Source organism: Halobacteriovoraceae bacterium, assembly GCA_020635115.1.
Lineage (GTDB): Bacteria > Bdellovibrionota > Bacteriovoracia > Bacteriovoracales > Bacteriovoracaceae > JACKAK01.
In genome coordinates this window covers 16,421-42,421 of the sequence record JACKAK010000012.1, presented here as the reverse complement: position 1 = coordinate 42,421, position 26,001 = coordinate 16,421, and the positions used below count along the sequence as shown (strand labels likewise).

Sequence of the window (26,001 nt, the reverse complement as noted above, 5' to 3'; positions counted from 1 at the left end):
CTTTTTTACTAATATTTATCTTTCTAATTTATTTTTTCTTGCAATGGCACTCGAATAATATTGATAGTTCCTTTACCTACTTTCGACCTGACTTCTACTGTTCCACCCATTTTTACTGTAATATTTTTAATAGCATCCATTCCAACTCCACGTCCTGAAAGATCGGTTACCTCTTCATTTGTTGATAGGGAAGCATCGAAGACATGCTGTATAATTTCCTCATCACTTTCTTTCTGTGCCAACTCTGGATTTTTATTTTTAACTAGGCTTCGGATAACATCTGGATCAATTCCTTTTCCATCATCCTCTAGTAAAATGAGCAGTTCTTCATTTCCATTGAGATCAGGAATTTTTGAAATAGTTAAAGACAATTGGCCCTCTTCTAGTTTTCCATTTGACTCTCTTATCTCAGGGAGCTCAATTCCATGATCAATTGAATTCCTAAAAGCATGTACAAGAGAAGAAAAAAGATCATTGTAGAGCTCAGGAATAACACGTGTCTCTCCTCCATTTATAATGAGAGGTTTAACCTTTTTTCCTAATTGTTGTGCTAAATTCTGTATAAGATCGTTATAGTGTGACAATAAGGAAGTACAAGGTCTGGCATAAATATTGTCGACAAACCTCTGTATCACTCCTTTAGGTGCTTTTACTTTATTGAGCAAATCTAAGAATATTTTTAACTTCTCAATTTGGATTTCTTGTGTTGGAGTGAACTCTTTCCAAGATTGCAATCCAAGCACACGTCCGTGATCTGAAATAAACTTATCAAAAAGATCTTCTACTACTTTTAATTTTTCAGGAAGATTTACTATGAAGCCTGTCTGTTCTTTATCATCTTTTGCTTTTAACTTATCAAGCTCATTTTCATATTCATGAGTTGTATTTTTAATATCGTAAAGTGAGAACAAACCAGAATTTCCTTTGATTGTGTGCATTCCTCTGAAAAGAGCGTCAATTTTTTCTGTGTTAGTCATTTTAGTTGATAGACAGCAATTATTCATCTCTTGCAAAGTTTTTCTCGTGTCTAATAAAAAATTACTAAATTGGCCCTTATTGCTCAATATTTTAACAATCATCTCAACGTAAGCTTTCTCTTTTTTGGCTTCTTCTTGTGCCGCAACCTCATCAGTTTTATCAGTAGCGACGATAACTACATTTGAAATTTTTTGATCTTGATTTCTCATTTCATGATAGTCGAGAAAAATTTTACGATGACTTGAGTTTTCAATTTTTTTAGGTGCCAAATTGGCAATATCTTCGAACGGAATCGTTTCAGCATAGATAAATTGACAGAAGTTTTTAAATGTTTCTTTTTCGTTTTCTGGAATCTGAAGCAAATCCCCAACAAATTCTCCAGCAGGGGAACGTTCAAACATTTTTTCAGATGCCTTTGAAAAAACTGGCAATACTGTTCCTGCTTCATCAAACATCATAAATCCCTGGCCCAAAGAGTCCATCATTCCTTTTTGTAAACTTAAGGCCTCATTTAATTCTCTCGTCCTTTCTTCAACCAACTCTTCCAAGTGCTCAGAGTATTTTTTGAGTTCTTTTAATAACCTTGATATTTCTTTACCCATGAAATTAAAAGATTTTGCAAGCTCACCAACTTCATCATGTGATTTTTCTTTTACTTCAATATCAAAGTTACCTTTTCCTATTTCTTTGGTTGCAAAAAAGAGTTCTCTTAGTGTACTCGTTAATTTCTTAGAAGCAATCAAAGCTATGACAATTGAAAATGCAACAATCGCAATCAGAAAAAGGAGAGATTTCATAATAAGAGTTCCAACAGCACTCAGAGCAATGGATTTACTCATTAAGGTTAAAACTGTGAGATTACCTGTATTAACTTGAGTGAAAGAGACTAAGTAATTATCTGTTTTGATCTTTTCTTCAAAAGTTCCTTCTCTTGTTTTGATACCTTTAAGTCGCTTATAAATATCTGTATTAGCTAAATCCTTCTCTAGAAGTTTTTGATCCTTAGGGCCAAGAAGAACTTTTCCATGTTTATTTATCAAATAAGTAGAGAAAAACGAGCGAGTTATAAAAGGGTTAACTAATTCCTGAGAAGTTTGAACATTAAATACACCGATCGGAGTAGAATTTTGGCGTTCAAATTTGGTGAAAACAGCAAACAGACCTTTTTCTAATGAGAGAATTTTGACGCTCAGCTCACCAACTTCAATTTTCGCAAACTCTAACTCGATATTTCCAACTTCATCAATATGGTCATCCATAAAAAAGTCTTCTTTCTTGAGCTCTCCAACTTTTTTATAGTCACCATCGATATTTTCTTCATATAACCTTAGAATATTTAAAGATTTTGTCTCATTAAATATTGTCATTGAAATCTTATCAAACTTTTTTGTTTCTCTTGAATAACCTACAAGTATTGGACGATTTATCTGTCCTATAATTTTAAATTCATTCTCAACTGTATGAGCTTGCATTTTGGAAGAAGAAAGAGATGTTCCGAAAATATAGGCAATCTTATCATTTTCAAAAAGATTTTTTGCCATATAGAGATAAAGTCCAAGTGCTGTAATTGGCATTAAGATGAGAAGTACTAGGAGCTTATACTTCAATGATATGCTTTTTAGAATCTTAGGCATTCCTTACCTTTTATCTATATAAAGAGAAAAATGTTCTTCCTACTTTTTGTTTCCAAATATAGTACTATTTTACCATATGCAACAAAAAAAAATGAAAGGGAATATTTAACCCATGTCTGACAGTGAAATTGCCATCCAACTCAAAAAGTCCGACTCAATAGATAAAGTTATTGCGATTGTAGCAATTCTTGTTTTTATAACTTCTACTTACCTCATCATAGACGATAGAATATTGTTCGATAATAATTCAATTTCTAGAAAAGGTGATCTTGAAAAAATTGCGGCACTATCAACTGTGTATAAGGATGTTCGTGTGAAACTTGATTACGATATTAGTTGGTACCAAGCACAGAACAAAGATAACCTTGTTGAAAACGAATATGTATTCACAGGAGATGATTCAGTTGCACAAATTCATTTTGATGATGGATCAGAATTTGTCTTAGAACCTAACAGTCTTGTTATTATAACTTCCAAATCTGTAGATGTTAAAAAAGGTTCCTTAAGCGGGATACTTGGCACAAGGATTAATTTAGAGTTCACTCAAAAAGGGAAAAAGGTAAAGGTCTCGGGTAAAAAAACAAAATTGAATTTAAATCTTATAAACGAAAAGTCTTCAAAAATCGATGTTATATCAGGGAGTGCAGAAGTTGAGTCGCAAGGTGTGACAAAAAATGTTGAGAAAAATCAGAGTTTGAAAGTTGTAAAAAATCAAATTGAAGAAGTCAAAAATATTGGGATTGATCTAATATCTCCACTTGAAAATCAAGATATATGGAGCGCGAGCTCTGCACAAATCCTATTCAAATGGAATGTTGAAAAAATTATTGAAGGAATGGAATTTAATGTACAAATTTCTAAGGACAGGTCATTTAGGAGATTAGTCAAAGAACAAAAATCAAATATTAGAGAAGTATCTTTAAGTATACCATCTGGTATAAGTTATTTTTGGAGAGTACAAATTATTGTCGATGAGGGAGTTGTCGGGGAAAGTATTCCAAGGCGTTTTAATGCAAAATCCATAGATATCCCAAAAACCATTTTCCCTGAAAAGGATAAAATATATACTATTCCTGGTAAAAAGGATGAAAAAATTCTCACAAAATTCAGATGGTCTTCGATAACCAAGGCGGAAAAGTACCTCGTACAAATTAGTGAGAAAGAAGATTTTTCAAATATCCTCGTTGAGCAAGATGTGTTTTTACCATCGTTCAATTCTAAACTTGCCTATGGAGATTATTTTTGGCGAGTAAAGAGCTTTTATCCAAATAATGTTGAAACAAAGTGGACTGAGGCCAGTTCATTTAGCATATATGCGAATTTTGTCGATCCGATTACATTATTATATCCTCAAGATCAATTTGATTTTACGATAGGTGAAACTTTCCCAGATATTTCACTGAAATGGCAAAAACAAAACAAATCAAGTGAATATCTCATAGAGTATTCACTAGATAATACGATGAAAGACAAAACCAGCATTAAAACAAAATTAGACAATTTGCCTCTTCAAAATTTAAAAGTTGGAACTTATTTTTGGAGAGTTACTGGTCTTGATTCCAAAGGTCGTAAAGGAGGAGAGGGAGAGGTATTTAGGTTTAATATAAAAATCTCACCAATAATAAAACTCGATCAAGATTATAAAAAAGATATTTTAGACTACGTTGCTAAAGAAGGTGAATTTAAACTTCCTCTTAAATGGAGCAAACGTTCATATGTCGATAGCTATAGAGTTGAGTATGCAAAAGAATCAGATTTTACAGATTCAAAATTTCTTGTATCAAAAAATGCAAATGTATTAGCTCCTGTTTTCCTCAATGGGCCAATGTTTTGGAGGGTTCAGGCCCTCGATAAAGATCAACTCCCAATGACTGAATACAGTGAAACATATTCAGTAGAACCTTTCAATGTTGTAGATGTTCCAAAGGTAAAATTATCAAATCCTCAACATAAAAAAGAATTTGGAAAACAAGAGAAATTAAATATTGCTTTTGAATGGAATAAAATCAATGTTGCAAAAAAATATAGAATTGAAATTGCTAAAGATAATGATTTTTCAAGCATCATTGAAAAATCTGAAGTAGAAGATTCCAATTCTAGATTTGATCTCCCTGCTGATAAATACCCCAAATTATATTGGAGAGTGACTTCAGTCTTTGAAGGTGATCAAGTTGGAACTCCATCTAATACTCGTGAAATTGTTTTCACACTTGGAGTTCCCAGTGGTCTTGAAATTGTTGACTTTGTTTATCAGGACAAGAAAAGCTTCTCTCCAGTCCATTTTGAGTGGCAAAAAGTTCCTTATGCAACAAGTTATAAACTACAGGCCGCCTCAGATAAACGATTTAAAAAAATTGTGAAAGAAATAACAACCCAGAAAGAAGAGGCCTATATCACGGATCCTAAGTTAGTGGGGAAGACATTTTTCTGGCGAGTAAAAACTATCTCAGATAAAGAAGAGTCTAATTGGTCAAACCCAGAGGAAGAGTTTATAATCTCTGTTCAGAAATGATCTATCAATCTATAATAACTGACATGAACTTTTTAAAAGAAAAAGCATTAAATATTATTTCAAATTATTTTGGTCAAGAAAAAGGGATTTTTCTAAAAATTGCACAAATGGCAGGAACTTCTAGTGAATCCATGGAGGAATATAAGAATTTGTCGTTGGGAACTGAGTTAAAAGCGATTCCTCTTAGCGAAATAAAAAATTATATTGAACAATCTTTAAAACATTGTATTGATGATCTCTTTTTGAGTTTTGATGAAGCAAAATGGGTAGCATCTTTAGGGCAAGTTCATCTGTGTAAATTCAAAAATGATACTGGGATTTATGCCGCTAAAGTTCTCTATCCTAAAATTAATGAAAAGATAAATGAACAGATTCGACTACTCGGATTTATCGGTCATATTGGTGCCAATACAAAATTAAAGAAATGGGGATTTGATGTTCATGAGTATATTGCTGAAATGACAAATAGTTTGGACATTGAAACTAACTACACAATTGAAAAAAATAATATTAAAAAATTTAATGAACTGAATTCACATCGAGATATTATTTTTCCAAATGTTCATGAGTTTTCAACAGATAAGGTTCTCATTACAACATACTGTGAAGGGATTTCATTAGATATTTTTCAAGTAAAAGCAACTCATAAACAAAAAGAAGAATTTTCTCGTAAATTATTGACCGCATATTTACAACAATTTTTCTTAGATGGTTTTTTTCAAGGAGATACTCATAAAGGGAATTTTTATGTCAAAGATTCTACTCCAATATTTTTTGATTTCGGACATTTTTTAACTTTAAATAAAGAAAGAAAAAATTCATTTAATAAAATGATTGTAGAAATTCTTAAGGGGAATTTAAATCTAGACTTAAATGAATATTCAAAAATAGGATTTGACCCTGTAAAATTGAGTTATATTCAAGAGTATTTACCAGTCATAATAAGTTCAATCTTTATGCCATTTTTACTAGATGAAGTTTTTGACCTTCACAATTGGGAAATTTCAAAAGAGATTAACAAAAATCTAGATAACAAAAAATGGTGGTTCCGTTCAAGTGGAAATGCATTTGTATTTCAACTTATCCGTTCTCTTATGGGGCTATTCACCATCTTAAAGGATTATGGTGCCCCATTAAACTATAGAAAAGTTTTAATTAAAGCACTGTCATTAGAAAAAAAATCATTGATTGAAAGTAGCTTGTATCAAATTAATACTCTTCCTGAAGAATTTAATTTAAAAATTCAAATATCTAAAAATAACAAAAAAATAGTTGACCTAACATTTCCATATAGAGCGGTTTCAAACCTAGAAGATTTTATAGATTTTGAACTAAATGAAAAATTGATTGCTAGAAATATTGACATTTCTAAAATAAAAAAAGAAATCTTAAATGAAGAACCTCAAGAAAAAATTCTCTTTCAACTTGAAGAGGGTGAGAAAAATTTCAAAGTTTTTATTTCTCGACATTGAATAAAAAAATGGTGATCTAATAAAAGATAAATTGACTCTTTATTTTTACGGGCGTAAGTTAGACGTATCAACTTTTAAAAGGATAAAAAATGAATAATCACTTGTCAGAAGATCTGAGCGATGAATCAAATCTTAATTTAGAAGATATGAATGATGATGAAATATTAACTGAAGAAGAAAATTTTGAAGTTTCTACCAGATCAATTCAAAAAAAATTTGTAGCACATTTTAAAAAAGACAGAGAAGAAGATGCTCTTATCGTCAGTCATATGATGGATGAACTCAATAACTCAGCAATTGGTGAAATCCCTTTTGAAGATGTTGTCGTCTATTTATTTGAAAACAAATTAGAAGAATCTGATTACCCTGAAATTCGCTCCTTAGCATTTGATAGAAAAGTTGAAGAGGCCAGAAAAAAATATAATAAAGAAAATAAAGCAGACCTTTCTACTCAAGACTTTCTTGCTACAACTTTAAACGCTTATTTACAATAAGATTTTAAGATAATTTGGCCTGACATCTCTGATTTTGTCAGGCCTCTAGCTTTTTGAACTTCTAACTTCATCGAGCTTTGATTCATAAAAACTAATCAGACTTTCTACTTCGTTTTTCCTATGCTCTTCAAGTCGATTATATCGCTCATCTGAGTCCATTTTTAACTCAGATAAAACCGTCCTATGATCATCCTTTTCTCTCATTATTTCTTCATCATAGCGTTGTCTCAAATTATTGAGCTTATCAATATTATCTTTTCTTATTTTAGTCATTTTCTGCTCATAATCAGATTCCAGTTTATGAAGCTGTTTTTCATGTTCTCTAGCTTGTTTTTCTATATGATCCTTCATGCCCTTGCGTTCAACATTTAGTTTCCTCTCGTTGTTTTCTTTTTCTGCTACAATTTGCTGGTCAAAACGATTTCTAATGACTTCCATTTTATCATTTAACTTCTCTCTCTCTTCCTGATGAGCATCATTAATTTGAGTTAAACTTCTTTGATAATCCAACGAAAGCTTGTCAAATTTATTAGCATATTCATCTAAAATTCGATTAGATACAAAATCCAATTGATCTTTAGAATCCTTAATTAAATCTACTCGCTCAACTGAAAAACGCTTTTGCATGTTTGCAACGGCCTGCGTATTTATTGAATCTTGTTTATCTAAAAGCTCATTGTAATATTTGTTTTGGTTTTCTATCTTATGTTCATTCGAATTCTTTAATGTTGATAATTGTTCCTTAGTACTTCTATTCACTTCATTCAACTGCCTTTGCCTCACATCAATCATTTCTTGTTTTTCAAGACCATGCATATCATTTTGATCTTTAAGCTTTTTGGTCAGTTCTGCTCTAATCTTTCCTGGGCCCTTATTTGATGATTTTGAACTATCTTCTATAACTGTCGTATACTTTTTATCAAGTTTTTCTCTATCGTTTGCATACTCAATCGCCTGTTCGTCAAGCTTGTGACTAAAGGCCTCACTTTTTGCTTTCAAGAGATTGTTTTTCTCACTAATTGTTCTATCTAAATCTTTCAAGTTACTTTTAAACTCGTCTTTTAATTCTGCCTTCTCTCGATTGTTTTTAGCTATGTTGTCTGTTAAATCAATATTTTTTTCTCTTATTTTTCTTTGTAATGGTGAAATATTTTTCTCTTTTTCTCCTGACCATCTTTGCTCGATATTATCTTTCAAAATTCCATAGCTCTCTCTAGCATCTCTTTCATTCTTATCTATGGCCATATCATAACTCTTGGCCATATGTTCATTTTTTGCCTTCGCCGTATTTTTATAATCTTCAATTTCTTTATTGTAGTTTTTACTTAATTCATCTATATTTTTTTCATTTTTTCTTTTTGTTTCTTCCAGATTTACTTTATTCTTCTTCTCGAGTTCTTCAACTTCCTCGGCCCTATCCATATTCGTTTTGTCTATTGTCTCTTTTGTTCTTCTATTAAGATCACTGATCTTAACTTCGTAATCCTTTTCAATGTCATCTATTTCATCATTAAGATATTGCTTTCTTTTTTCTGTTTTAATTTCGTTTATTCTGTCTTTTTCTGCTAATTTTTCTTCATAGTCTTCTGAAATCGACTGTAAACTGTCATTGTAACGAGATCTATTTTGGGCCAGTGAATAGTTGTAATCTTTAATGTCCACATTCCATCCTTGGATAAATAAGTTGGCCCTTTAATGATACTATTGGATTAGGCCAAAATCGCCAGGGAAAGAATCTCTTGCTTAAAAGCGATATAATAAGTCAAGTATCTTGGATTTGTAAAAATAAGATCTTAAAATCGCCGTCTTATGTCCTCCTGAAAAGATATAGGATTTTGGGCCATGAAAATATTTCCAGAGCTTAAATTGTGTGGGAGAAGGAACATCCTGATCTTCTCTAGACATAAACATTACTAACTTATTTTTTGGAACTCTATCGGCAAAGTATAGAGGATCATATTTAATAGATTTTTGTAATTTTTTAAAAAAGTCTAAATCTGATTCAAACTCTTCGGCCTCCATACGAAAGTCTCTATATCTATTTATTATCTTTTGTTGACTTGATGCCAATATTTCTGCGATATGGCCACCGGCCACGACCGTAATAATACCATTTAACCTTTGCTCAATTCCTGCAAATAATGAAACCCTAATACCACCTAAACTGGATCCAAAAGCATTTATTTTAGACTTATCAACATTTCCGAAGTTTTGAAGCAGTTCAAACGAATGCATTAGGGATAAAGTAGAACGGATTAAAAAATTATCTATATCGTCAGTATGTCTGTCTACATCTGAAATTCTATCCGGCACATCTGAAATAATAACATGCAAACCATTTTTAGCTAAAAAACGAGCAAAAGATTTTTCATATAACGTTATCCCGTGAATCGTCGGGGCCATAATAACAGCTGGTCTAATACCAGGTATCTTTGTTTTATAAAAATAGAAATTTGTAACAAATTCTTGAAAAGTTGTAGGATCAATGCTTGTATAGTTTCCTGAAATTTCAAAGTATTCATCTTCCTCATCTTCAACATAATATTCGTTAATGACCGGATTTGGTGCTAATTTCAAAAGCTCAATTCTTTGAGCTATCTCCTCAGGCCCAGGTCCAAGCGGTAATCCATAATTTGCTGAATAAATAATTTTTGAATAAGAGACTAATAAAAGTAACAATCCTGTTCTCATTCTGATCATAAAAGTCCTTTTTTATGAAGTTTCTTTTCTTTCATTGTTATAATATATATTGGAAGTATTTTAACATAAGTATTTCACAAATATAAGGCCAGGCAGGTATGGAAAGTAAAGTTAACAGAAAAAAAATACGAAATAACTTATTGATATTTCTATCATCCCTCAGCGTGCTTACTGCACTTTATTTTATATATAAACTTGAAATTCATGAATGGACCTGTATAAATGAGCAAAATGCTCCTGGATGTTATGTGACTGGTCTCATTTATGAAGAAAATGGGCAAACACAGAAGGCCCGTCATTATTTCAAACGGGCCAAAGAATTAGGCTACTCTCGTGAAACTAAAAATGAAAGAGATCCTTGATACTTAATTTTTTTACTTCATAGTTTTTTGAAAGTTCCTCTATATTTGATTTTTGTAAATCTCCCACAATATAATAAGTGATATTGTTAACCTGGTAATTCTTTTTAGCAAAATCAGTGAAATTTTCAAAACTTAATTTATTAATGATCTCATAAACTTTTTGTCTCGGATCAAAAACATAGTCAAGCTGTGACCAGTTTCTCACATTAAAAGCTAATTCACGAAAACTAATTGTTTTCGTTTTAATTTGATTGCTCATCCCGTGCAAAGACGAATCAAAACGATCTTTTTCCCATGGAATATTTTGAATTAGCTCTTGAAAAGCTCTAACTGCATCATTTGTTTTATCAGATTGAGTACCTATAAAACCAGTCAGAAGATTCTGTTCGCCTTTATTCTGTCCTTCTTCAACATAAGTCATAGCTACATATCCTAAAGATCTTTTTTCTCTTATTTCTTGAAAGACGATCGAGGACATTCCTGAACCAAAATAAAGGGTAAAAATTTGATCGTCTCTTTTGCGAACAAAATCATCTGGACTTACAATGTCACTTCCAAAAAGTATTCCGACATGAGATTGTTTCATATCTTTTTTATCTAGAGCGTAGATAATGGGTTTTTTAGGATTGATATACTTTTGGGGCAAATACTCTGGATAGGTTGGAGTCGTCAGGTCTTGTTCGAAATATTGAGCAATTAAGAGTTTTTTTACTTCTTCCAAACTTTGTTTTCCTGTAAAAAGAATTTCTGATTTAGCATCTTTAATTTTTGCAATCATCGCAGGTAGATCTTTAGAAGTGAGAGTCTTCAACTCTGCATTACTAAGCTCTCTTAAAAAATCAGATTTTTCACCATTTAATATTTTTTCTTCTAAACCAGAGAAAAGAAATTTCGGCTCTTTAAGCATTTCAATTCGATCTTTGATAATTTTCTCGATATGAAAAAGAAATTTTTTATCATCTATTGATGGTCTGAGAATAAGGTCCTTTAATAGAGAAAGTCCTATTCCCAGATTTTCTTCTAATCCCGAAAGTGAAACTATAATATATTTTTTATCACAGGTTATTGAATGATTTAGCCCTAGTGAATATAGTCTTTTGTTAAAGTCAGTTGGTTCAATCGTCCCTGCATTTGCATATTCAAGTGCATTAATATATGTGCAAATTTTACGATCAAGGTGAGAACCATAATGATAAATAAATTGAATATCAGCGACATTATTTAGAGGATTTTTAACTTGATATATTTTTGTTTTCGCATTGAGATCTTTAATGGTTATGTCTTTATCATAAGAAATAAATGTAGGGCCCACTTCAATCGTTGGGAGCTTATCAACTGCTTTCTTAAATTCTGAAGGCTGAGTTTCAAGAAAATTCAAAGGAGTAATTTCAGGTTTTGAAAATTTTGCTATATTGGGTTGTCCCGTTTTCTTAAACACACTGACATAACCCCCAAGAAAATACTTTTTTGCTACTCGAATGACATCTTTTTTAGTCACTTTTGAAATCCTGTCGAGAAACTTCAAACCATATTCTGGATCCTTCTCATACATCAAAGCATTTCTAATAGGAGTTGCTAGCGTTTCATTGTCTTCTAACTTTTGTGCCTCTTTCTTTTTGAAGTCATTTATAATCGCTGAGATTAAAGATTCATCAAAATCACCTGTTACGACCTTGGCAATTTGATCACGCAATAATTGCTCTACTTCTTCTAAACTTTGACCCTGTTTAGGTGTTCCATATAAAAATTGGATACCATAATCCTTAAAGACAAAAGGAAAAGAACTTGCTGACTTCAATTTCTGATTTAAATTCAAATTTAAATTCAATAACCCTGCCTGAGCATTGTCTAAAATCATATCTAAAACTGTAAGGGCCTCAGCATCGTCGTCCGTTGCCCCTGGAATGAGATAAGACATAAACACCGTAGGTTCTGATTGGTGAAAAATTTCCTTATAAATTCGAGATTTTGGAGGTCTTACTTTTGGATACTGTTTGAAAGGGATCTTTTTATACTTCCAATTAGTAAAATACTTATTTACTACATTTTCTACTTCAGAAGGGTTCAAATCTCCCGTAATAATAATTGAGGTGTTATTGGGGACATAATACTTATCAAAATATTCTTGAACCTTAGATATTCTCGGGTTTTTTAAATGCTCAGAAGTTCCAAGTGTAGTGTTAGAATATGGATGATCTTGGAAAATTTCATCCATTGATGCTTTTAACATTTGTCTAAATGCATTGTCTAAAGCACGATTCTTTTCTTCAAAAACAATTTCAAGCTCCCATTGAAAAAGTCGGAAAACTGGATTTTTCAACCTCTCTGATTCAATATAGGCCCATTGCTCTAATTTGTTTTTAGGTAATGTGAGAAAATAATTTGTTCTATCTTTTGAAGTACTTGCGTTTAAACCATGTCCACCCATTTTTTTGTATACTTCAGATATTTCATTGAGAATTGCATACTTGGCCGCGGCCACTGAATGTTTATCAATCTCCTTGTCAATTTCCATTCTTTTTTGTTCATCTTTTTCTTTTTGTCTCTGATCATACAATTCAACTACCTTATTGTAGTGTTTAGATTCCTCTGTCCAATTTGTAGTTCCAATAAACCTGTTCCCTTTAAACAACAAATGCTCTAAATAGTGGGCCAAACCAGTCGCATCCAATGGATCTTCCTTCGAACCTGAATTAACTAGAATTTCAGCATAAAACTCGGGCTTCATCGTGTTTTTATAAAAAACAACTTTCAATCCATTTCTCAAAGTCATTGTGTACATATCTGGAAAGTCTTTACTTTGTTCCATTTTGTGAGAATTGACTTTTTGACAACTAATCAAAAAGGGAAACATGAAAAGGAGAAGGGTGAATAATTTAATACTTAATTTCAAAATGAACTCCTCATAAAAATTATAGCGACAGTATACCAAAAGATTGATTTCTAGAAAAATTCATCTGTGGCCTTAACCATAGCAACCTGAATACCTTTTTCTGATAGTGAATGCCCAGCGTCGTCTATCATGACAAATTGTGCTTCTGGCCATTGCCTGTGAAGCTCCCAGGCAGTTTCTGCCGGACAAACCACATCATATCTTCCTTGAACAATGACTGCTGGAATATGACGAATTTTATCCAAATTTTGAAAAATAAAATTCTCATCTTCAAAAAAACCCTTGTTTTTAAAATAATGACATTCAATTCTCGCAAATGCGATTGCAAAATCATCGGCCCCATTTTGTTCTATTAACTTCGAAGATGGTATTAACTTACTCGTACTTCCTTCCCAAACTGACCACGCTTTAGCTGCTGTGAGCTTGAGATCCTCATCATTGCCAGTTAGAATTTCATGATAAGCTTCTAGTAATTGATTTCTTTTATCAATTGGAATTGGCCCTAGATATTTTTCCCAAGCATCTGGAAATATACGAGAAGCTCCCTCTTGATAAAACCAATCAATCTCTTTTTTTCTCAAAAGAAAAATACCCCTTAGGAAAAGGGCCAAACACTTATCTGGATAAGTTATGGCATAAGTTAAAGAAAGGGTAGAACCCCAACTACCACCAAAGACGGCCCATTTATCAATTTTCAGATATTTTCGAATTTTTTCAATATCCTCTACTAAATCCCAAGTGGTATTTTCTCTTAACTCAGCAAAAGGAGTGCTTTTTCCACATCCTCTTTGGTCAAAAAGTATGACGCGATACTTATTTGGATTAAAGTACTGTCTATAATCAACTTGTATACCTCCACCGGGGCCACCATGCAAAAATACCACTGGAACTCCAAGCGGATTTCCGCACTCTTCAAAATAGACAGTGTGAATATCACTTACTTTTAAAAATTCACAATTGTAAGGTTCTATTGCTGGATACAGAGACATATTGAATTCCTTGTTGCTAATTATAAAATGTCACTTAAAATATTAAAGTGATAAAAAATATACTTCAAAATAAATATGTTCAACTAATATGGATGTCAATTCGGCTTTTTGGACGTAAAAAGGGTGGCACATTAGCAGCTTCCTCAACATTTTATTTCATTCTGACAATCGTCCCCTTAATTCTTGTGACAATTCGTGGAGTTGGTATATTGGTTGGTAAAACAGACTTTATACAAATAAAGCTTTTTGAAATCCTTTCAGATTTTTTTCCAATGGCCACAACTGATCTTCTTGAAAAAGTTAAAACTATTATTACTGCTCCACTATCAACAGGCAATAATACGATTATAAATCTTTTTTTACTTTCGATAACGGCCGTTTCATTTTTTAACTCTGTTTGGAATGGTCTTTATTTAATGACAAATGATAAATCACATACAAGTTTTTTTAAACATCTGAAAGGCATTGTGATACTCTTAGGTACTATCCTTTTGCTAGTCGTCATGTATATTATTCCTGTAATATTAAATTTCGTTTTTAATCTTTTCCAAGACGTAAGAATTGTAAATTTTATACTAGATTATCTTCCATCTCTCCACGACCCCATGGTATACATCTTTGAATTTAATTTTGATTCACTTATGTATTCGCCCATTGTGAAGTTTATCATTTTTAGTACTTATTTTACCTATCTCTATAAGTGGTTTTTTAGTTGGAATATATCTACAAAATCAGCTTTTTTTGGAGCCTTTTTTTTTATTGTCAGCATCTTCTTATCAAAAAACCTTTTTTGGATTTATTTTAAATATGTACGGAATGGATTAATCGAAAATTATGGGGATTACTATACATTTATAGTCGGTTTGATGTGGATATTTGTTTCTATGGCACTTTTCTTTTTTGGTGCAACTATTTGCCAAGTTTTAGGAGTAAAACTAAAAGGTGATATCAACAATATTGGTTCCAAGAAGTCATTGCCAAATTTATAACAAGTTTATAGAATAATAGATGTACTTTAGCTTAATAAAGTGCAACAAATAATTTAAAACCAAATCAATGCTTTACGGAAAAAGCATCTTGAGAAGGATAAAGAATGGATTCTTTTGATTTGGCAAAACTCGCTCAAACTACAATTGACTTAAGCGATGAACTGCCCTCACATAATCCTTTTGATAGTGCGGAAAATTACAATAATACAATGGCCAGAATTGAACAAAATTTTTTGCAACTAGAAAATAACGAAATTGTTGACGATCGAAATCAAATACCAAATGGGCCAGGTCTGGTCTATCGATTGGATAAAAGAATCGGAACTTTTTGTGTCAGAGGTCTACCCACAAACAGTATTTATCAAACCTATCTTAAACTTAGCTTTGAAGATAAAAAAGTTATTAAAAAACTAAGAATTGAAACTGATAATGACTTTGAAAGTATTTCATATTTTGAAACAGAAACTGTCAGACAGGCCAGGGCCATCGAACAAAATATGCTTAATAAACGTTTTCCCTACATGGAAGATATGGTTTGCAATATCAGTGACCCTGGTTTTAGTTGGTGGATGAATGCCAAAAAAAGTGGAGTCCATATTTTTTTTACTTCACATGGTGTTCAACGTGAAGACCAGTTTTTAAAACTAGGTCCTCTTGGTGGCCCACAAAAGGCCATTGAAATATTTAAAAAATTTTATGACTTTCTTAATCATGTTTCAACTTTAGCTCGTTTTAGTTGTGATGAAAAAACCCTGCTTTTAGAATCAAATACACAAGACAATCTCATTGAAGGAATTAGAAATGTATTTATTGCAGGTGAATACAATCTCGAAGGAATTGAAAGTCAGTATGGGAAAGACTATATGCAGTTTTTCGACTATCTAAGATCCCTTTCTTTTTCAAGAACTTTTTGGATTGATATCCAAGAACTAGTAAGTGATTCTATACACAGATTTAAGACTAAATAGTAAAAATGATTAATTATGAATTGCGCAATGCGTTCAGTAGTTTCTATATCTATTTGAAAAAAATTTAGAAAGCATTTACAATGAGAATAACAGGATGTTTTTCTTTTACAGGAAGTAAATTTTGCAAAACTATTCTACAGAACAACAAGTGGGCCAATCCATTTCCAGTGAGAGATTGAGAAAGGCCATAGAAAGAAATAGAGCTAAACAACTTAAACGCAGTAGGACGGAAAACATTCCTCCCTCTAGGCCACCAGTTGCCCCTCCTCCATTGCCACAAGATTTGACTGAAAAAACGATGAGATTTAATTCACATAGAACTTCTACTCGTCAACTTCATCAATCAAAACTACCTCCAAAAGTAAATGATTCCATAAGGCCGCATAGAACTTCTTTTCCAGGAACACGATCGCAATTTAAAAGTAATTTTCAAAGGCCAATGCTTGAAAAAACTATTCCCAAAAAAAGTTTTTTTGATCGATTCTCCAAAGTCGCTGATAATATTAGAAAAACTGTAGGTAGAGTAGGAGAAATTGAATTTGCTGGAGAAATTCGCAAAGGCAAAAAGGCGCCAGCGAGTCCTGTTTATATAACTAAAAAAAATTCAAAAAATGTAATACCTGAAAAGTGGATAGAAAAACTGGTTATAGCAGGTTGGCTTTTCTGTACCTTTGTTTTTTTTAGGCTAGTGTTTGCTGACCGAGGAGTAATAGACTACTACAAAAAGAAAGGTGTTATTTTACAAAGGGATAATGTCTATAAAAGTATTGAAGATGACAATTTAATCATAACTACTGAAATTGAAAAAATCACAACCGATGAGACCTACCAGAAAAAAATTGTTCGTGATCATTTAGGATTTATTGCACAAAATGAGTACCTTATTATGTTTGCAGGTGAGCATTAATAAAATTTAAGTTCCATCCCTATAGTTAAAAATTTTGCAAGGTCCAAGTCGCTTGGAATCTCTAGTACATGTCTACAATACGTCGGCCTGGCCTCAGGAACCTTTTGATTACTGTTTGGGGGAGAATTTGGGATTTTCTTTTCTATATAAACAATCTTGAATTTTTCATCTAAAAAAATAATATCGAGTGGGAAAAATGTATGGTACATCCAAAATTGACGCACTCTATCTTCTTGGCCTTGAAAAAGCATCCCTGAATTTCTTTCAAGCTCATCCCTTTTTACATTTGATAGACCATTTTTATGTTGAAGTGGCGTTTTTGCTAAATAAATGTTGAGAGTCGTATTTTGAATTTTGAGTCTTAGCTTTGAGTAACCTTCAAGTGTATTTGCAAAGAACTTAGATGAAAAAAGCATACTTATCAAAAGACCTTTTAAGACGAATATGCTAAAAACTTGTAAATTGCGCATAGGACTAAAATAGTCTAAAGTGGTCATCTTTGACAACGGGAGTTTTTTGAAATGAAAGGTTTAATGAGGACCCATACTTGTGGGGAATTAAATGCGGAAAATGTTGGTCAAGTTGTGGAGTTAACCGGTTGGGTAAACAAAGAGAGAAATCTTGGTGGCCTCTATTTTATCGATCTAAGGGATAAATATGGACTTATTCAGTTAAGTTTTGACAAATACTCTCACAATGATCTTGATGATAAGAGAAGACAGATAGGACTTGAGTCAGTATTACAGGCCAAGGGTAAAGTCAGAAAAAGACCTGAAAGTGCACTGAATAAACAAATGGCCACAGGTGAAATTGAAATTGAAGTGAACGAGTTAAATATCTTATCCTTGTCGGATAAAGACAATTTGCCATTTTTACCTACAGGTAAAATAGAGGCCACTGAAGATTTAAAGCTAAAATATAGATATTTAAATCTTAGAGCACAAAAGTTACAAGATATTCTCAGAAAAAGAGCTGATGCAACATTTGCAATTAGACAAACTCTTAGAGCACAAGATTTTATTGAAGTAGAAACACCAATTCTTTATAAATCAACTCCTGAAGGTGCAAGAGATTACCTTGTTCCTAGTCGTGTCCATCCGGGACACGTCTATGCACTTCCACAATCTCCACAAACATTAAAACAACTCTTAATGATTGGTGGAACAGATAAATATTTTCAAATCACTAAGTGTTTTAGAGATGAAGATTTAAGGGCCGATAGACAGCCAGAGTTTACTCAAGTCGATATTGAAGTATCATTTTGTACTCAGGAATATATTAAAAATATAACCACTGCAATCGTAAAGAAAGTATATAGTCTTGATGAGAATTTTGAAGTTCCGGTCATGAGTTATGCTGAAGCAATGGATAGATATGGTTCAGATAAGCCAGATATCAGATTTGGACTAGAGCATCGCAATGTGACTGCTTTTTTTGAAGAATCTAGCTTTTCAACATTTAATGAGGTTGCCAAGCAAGGTGGTCTGATTAAAACATTTTTTGTTCCTGCTGAAATTGCTAACTTTTCAAGAAAAGATACTGATTCATTTAAGGATATTGTGACACCATTTGGAGGCAAAGGAGTTGCTTTTTTTAAAGTAGAAAATGGACAAAGAAGTGGTGGGATTTCAAAATTTATTGACGATGAACTCTATAAAAAAATTGAGTCACTAAGAATTGAAGGAAAAGATAATCAAGGAACATGGCTCTTTTTTGCTGATAAAAATGAACAAGTCGTACATGACTGTGCAGATGCTTTAAGACGAAATATTGGTGACAAATATAAACTTCATTGTGAAGGTTACAAATTTTTATGGGTCAATGATTTTCCTCTTTTCGAGTGGGATGAGGGAGAAAAAAGATTCTTTGCAAAACATCATCCTTTCACTATGCCAAAGAGAGATAAACTGGATGTCTTTTTAAATGGTAGTACTGAAGAAATAAAAAAGCTCAATGCTGAGGCATATGATATTGTTTGTAATGGCCATGAAATTGGTGGCGGCTCCTTAAGAATATTTGATCAAGGTGTACAAAGAAGAATGTTTGAGCTGCTTGGAATGACCGAAGAAGAGGTACAACATCAGTTTGGTTTTTTTATAGAGGCCCTAAGATACGGTACACCTCCTCATGGAGGAATTGCACTTGGACTCGACCGTGTTACGATGATACTTGTAGGAACAAATAATATCAGAGACGTCATCGCTTTTCCAAAGACAACCTCTGCGACAGATTTAATGTCGGATGCACCGTCTCGTCCATCTGAACCACAGATTAAGGAGCTTAATTTTAAGTGGATTAAGTAATGAGATAATTCTCAATATTATCTCATTTTATTTTTATTCATTTCGATGAACTTGATTAATTTTGACTGGTCATGCATGGTTGGGGGGAGTTTATTTATTTTAGTCTCCATAATATTATTTATTTTCAAAATTGTGTTTTCATCATAGGAAAAAAGGTCGAAAGTTGACACTGTGCTCATTTTTTAAGTAGATTATTTTAGTGGTGAATTTTGCGATTTTCTCTAATTAAAATTCGAACTTTCTTAAAAATCTAGATAGATATATGAGATTTTTTTCTCCAATCTTAATATTGGGGACTTTAAAAAAATAAACTCTGAAAATAATGTGTATATGCTCCAAAAAATTATTGTGCTTCGGGCAATCTGATGATCAAACAGATATAAAACTAAACTTGCTATTTGCGTTTAATATCACAATTCAATACGATAAATGGAGAAGTTAAAAAATAAATCAAAAATGAAAGAAATAATAATTTCGTTACTTAACTCGTAAAGATTTATTTTCTGATAATAAAGCTGCCTTTGAATATTCTGTCCACTTTGTTAATATTAACTTGTGGTTAATTCTTCTTTGAGAAATTGAATGTTAAAAAGGTGTAATTTGTAATACTCATGAAAAAATCTATATTAGAACATCAAAGTTTATATATATCCACTTTTGTTAAAAATAAATCTTATCCTAATCTTCTCTGGATACATGGAGGGCCAGGACTCAATTGTGCTATACTTGAACAAATGATAGAACAATATAGTTTATTTCAAGAACTGAATGCTAATTTAGTTTTATATGATCAAAGAGGTTGTGGGAGATCAAAATGTGTATCCACAGTAACACATAATGAAAATATTGATGATTTAAACAATTTGATATCATTTCTTAAAGACCAAAATATATTTATTAATGTCATTTTGGGACATAGTTATGGTGCAAAAGTTCTTAACGACTTTATAAAAAAAATCAAAACGAATTTAGGTTCAATTTTCTTATCAACGTCTCAGTCAATTTTAACTCCAAGAATAAATAACTTAATACTAGACATTGAATATTTGAATAGAGAATTTCCGGAAATTGAAACCCCCAAAATAGAGGAATTACAATTTTTAGAACTTTCTGAAATTTGGAATCTTACAGAAAAACTTGTGCCATACTTTAATCAAAATCCAAAACGAAATGATTTTTATTGGTACAATCAAATTGTGCGAGATCGAGTTTTTAAGTTGCAAACTGAAATTAATTCACCAATCAATGATTTCGTCTTTAAAACAGTTCGAAAAGATCTTTATAGTCGATTTTCAAATCTAACTATCGATTTTGAACACATTCCATCACCAAAAATATGGATTAACGGGAAATATGATAAAATTATGGAAAGTAAAGTTAATGAAAATATACTATTGGTTGATAAATCGGCCCATTACCCACATTTTGAAAATCAAAAAGAATTCGTGAATTTAATTAATAGATTTTTGCTTGAGATTTAGGCCGCTTTGTCTTTCTCATCTTCAGTAGGTACGTATGGAAGGTAAATTACATTATCTTGCTTAACCTCAGTAGTCGTTGTTTTTGAATTTAATATCAAACCTTCTGCAGATTGATATGAAATAAAATTTGCTACAGGAAAATCAATCACATTGACTTTACTAGACTGAGTTAACTTTTCAACTTCTTCAAAATAATTTTCAATATCTGTAAATGTATTTGAAATCATACATGGAATACCTCTATTGTTTTTAGATAAAAAAGTAGGCCACGCAAAAATAAAAGCAAAAGCGGACATGTAGCTAAAAAAGTAACTCACAGTTCTTAAAAGACATTGAAAAAATGATAATTCTGGCCCATCAGTTCTAAATGTGCGTAATTGAAAAATCAATTTTCCAGGTGTTTGACCATGGTTGAAATACAAAAAACCTGTAAAATAAGAGAGCCCAACGATTAACATCATTGTAAAATTTAAAGAGCTCAAAGATAAGGCCGCTTTAATTTGATGTGAGTTTGGAGTAATAAAAAAAATGTTATTCATAAAATCAAAGTAGTTAATAATAAGTAACTTTGAGATGATTGAGATGGCGTATAAATCAATTATAAATGCAGAAATTCTTTTGCTTAATATTTTTTTTATTTGTTTTTTAGTTCTCTTTAATTTGTCCATTCTGGCCCTCAACTAGTACCTATTCGGACAGATTTTGCTAGGGCCTAAGGATAAAAAAAATAGTAATTCCAATATATTATAAGTAAAATACTAAAAAAATCTGAAATCAGTCATATTACAATAAATCTATTACACGTTTAAGTTTTGCTTGAACTTCTCCAGCAATATCTCCTAAAGAAGGATTTTGAATTGCGGCCATAGATGCCATTGGATCTACTGCAGAAACTTCAATACCAGCATTTTCTTGTTTTTGTTGGAGGATAACATTGCAAGGTAACATTGTTCCAATTTTATCCTCCGCTTGTAAGGCCTGATAGGCCATCTGAGGATTACAAGCTCCAAGAATCTCATATCGATAAAAATCAACATCTAGCTTCTTTTTTAGAGTCGCTTGAACGTTGATTTCTGTTAAAATACCAAAACCTTCTTCTTTAAGTTGTTGTGTGACTTTTTCTCGTGCTTCTTCAAAACTACAATTTAATACTTTAGTAAAACAATAGCTCAAAATATTCTCCTTTCTAGAATGACTGTTAAAATTTATCAAATGACTCCATGTCGGTCAAATTTTTGAGTGCAAGAGAAAAATGAGAAATATTATTATTGATGATAAGGAAATGATACCCCTTCATCTATGTTGTAGATAGAATTGAAATTCCAGTTTGCAAATGTGTCTCTAGATTTTAGCTCGGTATCTGTTTTTTCCATGGAAGGATAAAAAATGTCGCAACCATCACAATTAATAGAATTATTATAGTAGGTTGATTCTGATCCATCAGGTTCTATCATAATACTTCCCCACAATTGACCTCCATTGGAGGTTTTTACAATAATAAAGGAAGATGAATAAGAATTTATTGGAGTGCTTAAAATTTGTCCTGCAAGTCCTCCAATATAATTAAACCCAATGACGGCCCCTGTAAAATAGGAGTTTCGTATTGTTCCACCTAGTGCTCTACCAACAAGTCCTCCCAAATAATCAGTTCCATTTATGGCCATGTTACTTGAACACTCAATTACAAAGTTGGGATCATCACCAACAATTCCTCCGGCCCAATTACCTCCAGCTAAAGATCCACTTGATTTTGATTTGTAAATTCTACTACCCCAGGCATATCCTACAATTCCGCCGACTTTGTTTTTATAATTAGAGTAAACAGTTCCTTCAAAACTTGAACCGTAAATTATATCAGTTCTGTATCCAACTAGCCCCCCTAGATTTCCACTAGAACTTGAAATATATCCACTTGTGATTTTGACATAATACACACTACAATCACTGGATGCATTACCAATTAGTCCACCAACGTTTAGATCACCATCGATATTTATACTTTCTATATTTAAATTTGATATAAATGCTGATGATGTAGAGGCAAACAGACCACGATTACCTCCACCTACTCGATTGTGAACATTTGAAATAGTGTGACCTCCACCGTCAAACAAACCTTGGAAACTATCTGTTACTGTTGCACAAATTGGTGTCCAGTTATTTGTACTTAGTGAAGTATCACTTTGTACATCAACATCATTTGCCAGTATATAAAATACGTTTGAATCATTACAGGTAATAGATTGTAATTGTGCTGTATTTGTTAAATATTGTGGTGGAGATGAGCTTTGAAATTTGTAGAGAGTTGTATATGTTTGTATCGCGGTATCCTGAGTAGCATACACAATACTTATTACCTGATTAGCAGAATTTCCAAAATGAGGTTCAGTTGTAGAATAGTTTATAAATATAGAAAAAGTACCACCACCTGCCGAATTACATGGAGTGAGTAGATCTCCTGTATTTGTTATGAATCCTGAAATTTTAACTTCACCTGCCTCGACATCACAATTACCTTCAAGTGTAAATCCACCATCTATTTCATTAAACGCTCTAAAATTCGGTGCAATAATCATCGAAGATTTTCCAGTAAAAGCTAATCGAGCTTCTTTTACAGTTAAGTTAACATCATGATTTGAAATGCTTGTACCATTTACACTTACTTCAAGATTAACTGAAGTTCCAATAACTTCACCCGTGTAAATCATTGTATAAGTCCCATCTCCAACGTCTGTAATAACACTGAGATGACCTTTACTTGTTCCGCCAGTAAGGTTGGTCGTAAAAGCTATACCTGAGTCATGAAACAACCTTCCAAATTGATCTAAGGTAGAAATAGTAATTTGATTTTCTTGTCCAACAGCACTCCAGCTTCTTTGTGCACTTACAGAAATACTTGATAGTGATCCAACATTTATAAAATTGTCAAAATCAGAAAATAGGTTCACTTTGATAGATGACTTACCACAACTAATTAGAATGAATGCTAAAAACAAAATTAAATGTTTCATAATCAATATTGTATCAAACTCTTTGTCTTGCAAATAACCAATAATTAGTGAAGTATTGATTACAGATGTCTGATCGTCCTAATTTTACTTAAAGTTGAGCGAGATTCTCATTGAACCTCAATGTATTTACCAATAGTTATAAAGATGTATTTTTTTCCTTTTAAATTAAAAAATCTTCTTTGAATTATTTATTTTTGTTTTAGTGTATCTGTACTGCCTATTAAACGAGTCATTTCTTGCAACAGATTGAAAATATGAATATATAGACTTAATTGATTTGTCTGAAGGTTAGATTTATTCTTGGGGAAACTTTCTTTGCCGTTTTTGGAACGCAATGCTGCCAATCTTTTTGAAAATTACCTTTCATGATAATCAAATCCCCACTATTTAAAAGTATTTCTCCCTTCTCTGAGTGATTATTTTTTTTGCGAAAACAAAACCGTCTACTTCCACCTAAACTTACAGATGCAATAATTGGATTATTTCCCAATTCTTCTTCGTCGTCTGAATGATATCCAACATAATGAGAACCGTCTTGATAAAGGTTAGCTAAAACAGAATTAAATTTACTCCCAATTTTTAATTCAATAAATTTTTTCATTTCAAGTAGGCACGGAGTCCAATTTGTAGGTGTTAAAATTTGTCTCGAATATGTGTAGGTTTTATTTCCTATCCAAGCTTCATATCTAGGAGTGGTATGCAATTTACCCCAAACTTCAATCTTTCCTTTTTTCCAGGGGAGTTCGTCTAAGCACTTAGTGAAATATACAAAATGTTTGGTTGAAAAAAAACTCTTATACAAAATGACGTCATCATCAGCATAGGAGGAGTTTTCGTTTTCTTGCAAGAAGGTGAGTTGATCCATAAGTTTTTTTATCAAAAAAGTTTGTGTTTTACACTATGGAAATTCATAGGTATCGTTTTATGACTAGAGTTTAAATTATTGAGGAAAATATGAAAAACATTAAATTTGCAGTATTAATTCTGGGCCTGTTCTCTGTAATTCATAAGGTCATTGGTGATGATTATTTGAAATTAGGCGGATATCTTCGCGCAGGCACTGGAATAAATGGATGGGGTGAAGATCACGTTTGTCCTAAAATTTCTGGAGTACCCGGAAATTTCATGAGACTGGGAAATGAATGTGGAACATATGGAGAAATGAACTTTAGCTATTCTCCACAGAAAGCTTGGGAAAAAGCTGAAAAACCTTATCAAGTGATGAATGTTAATTTTGCAGTTTCTGAACCTGGCCATACCAATTCCGAAGGGAGTTCTACTTCAGATGGTAATGGGGATTTATCTATCAGCATGGTTGAATCATACCTTACTTTAGGAAATTTATTTAAAATGGAAAATTCTAAGATTTGGGTTGGAAAAAGATGGTATAGAGAAACTGATATTCATATACTAGATTGGTTTCATTGGGCCGATATGAGTGGGATTGGTGCAGGAATAAGTGGAATTAAACTAGGAGAAGGGCTTGTAAAAGTTGCATTTCTAAATGCACCAACAGATCCTGATACCTCGGAAGGAAAGTCCACAAAAGGTTCTGGTGGAACTGTTTCCAAAAAAGTAGTTGATATGCGCTATATGGATTTGGATTTAGGTATTGGCACCTTGGACACATGGTTAGCAGTTGGGTTCAATAAAGGAGGTAAGACAGTTGACACAACAACAGGAAATGATGTGATTTATAGTTCAAATACGGGATATATTCTAGGATTTAAATTTAAATTTAGCGATAATGAATTTGGTCTTGCCTATGCGACAGGGAATATGGAAAGTATGAGTATGAAATTTGATCTTACATATGCACTCAAAGATATAGGTAATACAAAGAAAAACAAATATGAAGAGGCCAAAAGATTTAGAATTTTTAATCAAGGAAAAATTGTTTTTGGAAATCTAGAAATTTTGCATGCAATAACTTGGGATATGAGTGAATTAGGACCTGCTAAAATTACAAGTGGTTCAAAAACAGTCGTAGACAAAGAGTCATTCTTTGGAGCTGCTATCAGACCGGTTTACTTTTTTAGTGACCATTTTTCTTTGGCCAGTGAAGTTGGGTGGGTAAGTTTAGACAGAGAAGAAGCTCCCATTAGTAATCTCACTCGTTTTACTCTCTCTCCGCAAATTCATCTAAACAAAGGTATTTGGGGAAGACCGGTAATTCGCTTTTATATTTCACAAACTTTTGTAAATAGCGCAATTGCTGAGACTGTCGCGAGTAACGCTGGTATAATTGGAGCTCCTGAAAATTATTCAAACTATGGGATTCAATTTGAATCTTGGTTCTAGACAAAAA

At 32.3% G+C, this 26,001-nt stretch carries 20 protein-coding genes; 10 read left to right on the top strand and 10 right to left on the bottom strand.

Annotation, left to right across the window (positions count from 1 at the left end; translation table 11 throughout):
- Positions 1–23: 23 nt before the first annotated feature.
- On the bottom strand, positions 24–2,585 hold the full coding sequence (locus H6622_16800) for an Hpt domain-containing protein (protein ID MCB9063186.1): 2,562 nt from the start codon (positions 2,583–2,585) through the stop codon (positions 24–26).
- 139 nt (positions 2,586–2,724) lie between these two features.
- On the opposite strand from H6622_16800, the gene H6622_16795 reads away from it, so the two are divergent.
- The 3 genes from H6622_16795 (at position 2,725) to H6622_16785 (ending at position 7,090) form a co-directional block, all read left to right on the top strand.
- The gene (locus H6622_16795; GenBank protein MCB9063185.1) at positions 2,725–5,124 is read left to right on the top strand and encodes a hypothetical protein; all 2,400 of its coding nucleotides are present in this window, start codon (positions 2,725–2,727) and stop codon (positions 5,122–5,124) included.
- Between the two features lie 23 nt (positions 5,125–5,147).
- Entirely contained in the window at positions 5,148–6,596 is a 1,449-nt protein-coding gene (locus H6622_16790; protein ID MCB9063184.1) for an AarF/ABC1/UbiB kinase family protein, read from the top strand.
- Between the two features lie 89 nt (positions 6,597–6,685).
- A complete protein-coding gene (locus H6622_16785; protein ID MCB9063183.1) occupies positions 6,686–7,090 on the top strand; it encodes a hypothetical protein in 405 nt (134 codons plus the stop codon).
- Between the two features lie 45 nt (positions 7,091–7,135).
- Here the strand turns inward: H6622_16785 and H6622_16780 are convergent, their stop codons facing one another.
- Positions 7,136–8,752 carry a hypothetical protein gene (locus tag H6622_16780; GenBank protein MCB9063182.1) on the bottom strand — a complete coding sequence of 539 codons (1,617 nt, stop codon included), beginning with the start codon at positions 8,750–8,752 and terminating at the stop codon, positions 7,136–7,138.
- Positions 8,753–8,833: 81 nt separating this feature from the next.
- Complete coding sequence (locus H6622_16775) at positions 8,834–9,790, bottom strand: hypothetical protein (GenBank protein MCB9063181.1); 957 nt, start codon at positions 9,788–9,790, stop codon at positions 8,834–8,836.
- Positions 9,791–9,888: 98 nt separating this feature from the next.
- On the opposite strand from H6622_16775, the gene H6622_16770 reads away from it, so the two are divergent.
- On the top strand, positions 9,889–10,152 hold the full coding sequence (locus H6622_16770) for a hypothetical protein (protein ID MCB9063180.1): 264 nt from the start codon (positions 9,889–9,891) through the stop codon (positions 10,150–10,152).
- Here H6622_16770 and H6622_16765 read toward each other — a convergent pair.
- Together H6622_16765 and pip are read right to left on the bottom strand one after the other, a co-directional pair.
- Positions 10,130–12,961: an insulinase family protein gene (locus tag H6622_16765; protein MCB9063179.1), complete on the bottom strand. Its 2,832-nt coding sequence runs from the start codon at positions 12,959–12,961 to the stop codon at positions 10,130–10,132. The two genes, H6622_16770 and H6622_16765, sit on opposite strands and share 23 nt — an antisense overlap.
- Before the next feature lie 134 nt (positions 12,962–13,095).
- Complete coding sequence (gene pip / locus H6622_16760; protein ID MCB9063178.1) at positions 13,096–14,034, bottom strand: prolyl aminopeptidase; 939 nt, start codon at positions 14,032–14,034, stop codon at positions 13,096–13,098.
- Between the two features lie 47 nt (positions 14,035–14,081).
- On the opposite strand from pip, the gene H6622_16755 reads away from it, so the two are divergent.
- From H6622_16755 to H6622_16745, 3 genes are all read left to right on the top strand, one after another.
- Entirely contained in the window at positions 14,082–15,023 is a 942-nt protein-coding gene (locus H6622_16755) for a YihY/virulence factor BrkB family protein (protein ID MCB9063177.1), read from the top strand.
- A gap of 104 nt (positions 15,024–15,127) precedes the next feature.
- Entirely contained in the window at positions 15,128–15,991 is an 864-nt protein-coding gene (locus H6622_16750; protein MCB9063176.1) for a hypothetical protein, read from the top strand.
- A 121-nt stretch (positions 15,992–16,112) separates the two neighbouring features.
- A complete protein-coding gene (locus H6622_16745) occupies positions 16,113–16,898 on the top strand; it encodes a hypothetical protein (protein MCB9063175.1) in 786 nt (261 codons plus the stop codon).
- Here H6622_16745 and H6622_16740 read toward each other — a convergent pair.
- On the bottom strand, positions 16,895–17,368 hold the full coding sequence (locus tag H6622_16740; protein ID MCB9063174.1) for a DUF192 domain-containing protein: 474 nt from the start codon (positions 17,366–17,368) through the stop codon (positions 16,895–16,897). The two genes, H6622_16745 and H6622_16740, sit on opposite strands and share 4 nt — an antisense overlap.
- Positions 17,369–17,431: 63 nt before the next feature.
- On the opposite strand from H6622_16740, the gene aspS reads away from it, so the two are divergent.
- Positions 17,432–19,201, top strand: a complete 1,770-nt coding sequence (gene aspS, locus H6622_16735; GenBank protein MCB9063173.1) for an aspartate--tRNA ligase — start codon at positions 17,432–17,434, stop codon at positions 19,199–19,201.
- Between the two features lie 611 nt (positions 19,202–19,812).
- Complete coding sequence (locus H6622_16730; GenBank protein ID MCB9063172.1) at positions 19,813–20,682, top strand: alpha/beta fold hydrolase; 870 nt, start codon at positions 19,813–19,815, stop codon at positions 20,680–20,682.
- Here the strand turns inward: H6622_16730 and H6622_16725 are convergent.
- From H6622_16725 to H6622_16710, 4 genes are all read right to left on the bottom strand, one after another.
- Entirely contained in the window at positions 20,679–21,350 is a 672-nt protein-coding gene (locus H6622_16725; GenBank protein ID MCB9063171.1) for an RDD family protein, read from the bottom strand. The genes H6622_16730 and H6622_16725 overlap by 4 nt on opposite strands.
- A 115-nt stretch (positions 21,351–21,465) precedes the next feature.
- The gene (locus H6622_16720) at positions 21,466–21,855 is read right to left on the bottom strand and encodes a DUF302 domain-containing protein (GenBank protein ID MCB9063170.1); all 390 of its coding nucleotides are present in this window, start codon (positions 21,853–21,855) and stop codon (positions 21,466–21,468) included.
- 92 nt (positions 21,856–21,947) lie between these two features.
- Positions 21,948–23,693, bottom strand: coding sequence for a hypothetical protein (locus H6622_16715; protein ID MCB9063169.1), 1,746 nt, complete (start codon positions 23,691–23,693; stop codon positions 21,948–21,950).
- 268 nt (positions 23,694–23,961) lie between these two features.
- Positions 23,962–24,558 carry an alpha-ketoglutarate-dependent dioxygenase AlkB gene (locus tag H6622_16710; GenBank protein ID MCB9063168.1) on the bottom strand — a complete coding sequence of 199 codons (597 nt, stop codon included), beginning with the start codon at positions 24,556–24,558 and terminating at the stop codon, positions 23,962–23,964.
- A gap of 89 nt (positions 24,559–24,647) precedes the next feature.
- Between H6622_16710 and H6622_16705 the strand changes: the two genes are divergently transcribed.
- Entirely contained in the window at positions 24,648–25,994 is a 1,347-nt protein-coding gene (locus H6622_16705; protein MCB9063167.1) for a carbohydrate porin, read from the top strand.
- Positions 25,995–26,001: the final 7 nt, after the last annotated feature.